2 protein-coding genes are annotated in these 1,475 nt (G+C 65.4%); both read left to right on the top strand.

Going from position 1 to position 1,475, the window contains the following annotated elements; all coding sequences use genetic code 11:
* Positions 1-764: sugar-binding transcriptional regulator (locus tag HX846_RS33475; protein ID WP_178967076.1), on the top strand; the 764-nt coding region annotated here is incomplete at its 5' end.
* On the top strand, positions 757-1,475 hold a 719-nt coding region (locus HX846_RS33470; protein ID WP_178967075.1), incomplete at its 3' end, for an ATP-binding cassette domain-containing protein. The genes HX846_RS33475 and HX846_RS33470, both read left to right, overlap by 8 nt.

Genomic DNA, 1,475 nt, shown 5'->3' with positions numbered 1-1,475 from the left:
TGCCGCAGCTGGAAGTAGCCTTGCAACGGCGTTTCGGCCTGCGTGAAGCATTGGTGCTGGATGTGGAAGATGCCGACACCGCGCTGAACGTGGTGACCCAGGCCGCCGCCCGTTACCTGTGCAACTTGCAGCCGATGCCGGCGCTGATCGGCGTGTCGTGGGGCCGCACCCTGACCAAAATGGCCCAGTGGCTGGTGCCGCGCTGGAACGAGGGGGTCAACGTGGTGCTGCTGAACGGCGCGATCAATACCCGTTCGATGGGCGAGTCCAGCCATAACGTCGCCGAGCGCTTCGCCCAGGCTGCGCGTGGCCAGGCCACGTTGCTGCCGGTGCCGGCGATTCTCGGGCATGCGCATACCCGCGAGGCGCTGGAGCAGGACCCGGTGATCGCCCAGGTATTGCGCCTCGGGCAACAGGCGCCGGTGGCGTGTTTCAGCCTGGGGGAGTTGTCTGATCATTCGGTGTTGATGGAGTCGGGTTACATCGACCGGCCATTGCTCGAAGAGCTGGAACGCCTGGGCGCCGTCGGCGACATCATGGGCCGCTTTATCGGCATGGACGGTGAACCGGTGATGCCCGAACTCGACGCCCGCACCCTGGGCCTGCCGTTGGCCGCCTTGCGCGACAAGGCCTGGTCCATTGCCGTGTGCGTCGGCGCGCAGAAGCACCGCATCGTCCACGCCAGCGTCAAGGCCGGCTATGTCAATGTGCTGGCCACCGACGCGGCCACCGCCCGCTATTTGCTGGAGCAGGATCATGAGTGAGTTGGCCCTGGATATCCGTCATGTCAGCAAGCGTTTTCCGCCCAATGTGGTGGCGCTGACCGATGCCTCCCTCGACGTTCGGCCCGGTGAGGTGCATTGCCTGCTGGGTGCCAATGGCGCGGGCAAAAGTACCCTGTTGAAAATCGTCGCCGGCGCCCATCGCCCGGATGGCGGCGAGATGTCGGTGGCGGGCCGGCGGGTGGAACTGAAGAATCCGCAACAGGCGCGCCAGGCCGGGATCGCGATGATCTATCAGGAGCTCGACCTGATCCCGCAGATGACCGTCGAAGAGAACCTGATGCTCGGCTATGCGCCCCAGCGCTTCGGGATTATTTCCCGGGGCAAGCGCAGTGCGTTGGCCAAGGCCGCACTGTTGCGGGTCGGGGCCAACTTCTCGAGTTCCGACCGGGTGGGCAGCCTGTCGATTGCCAACCAGCAATTGGCGGCCATCGCCCGGGCACTGACCTGTGAGGCCCGGGTGGTGGTGATGGATGAGCCTTCGGCGGCGCTGAACGAGACCGAACTCAAGCGGGTGTTCCAGGTGATTCGCGAGATCACTGCGGCGGGTGTGGCGGTGCTGTATGTCAGCCACCGCTTGAATGAAATTCGCGAGATCGGCGACCGGGTCACGGTGCTGCGTGCCGGGCGAACCCTGCAAACCCACGAGCTGGCGCAGATCGACGACCAGGCGCTGATCGCCGCCGTGGTCGG

It is taken from the genome of Pseudomonas sp. K5002 (assembly GCF_013386655.1).
In the GTDB taxonomy this organism is placed as follows: Bacteria; Pseudomonadota; Gammaproteobacteria; order Pseudomonadales; family Pseudomonadaceae; genus Aquipseudomonas.
The sequence above is the reverse complement of the archived record's forward strand: the minus strand, read 5'-3'. Positions and strand labels throughout refer to the sequence as shown.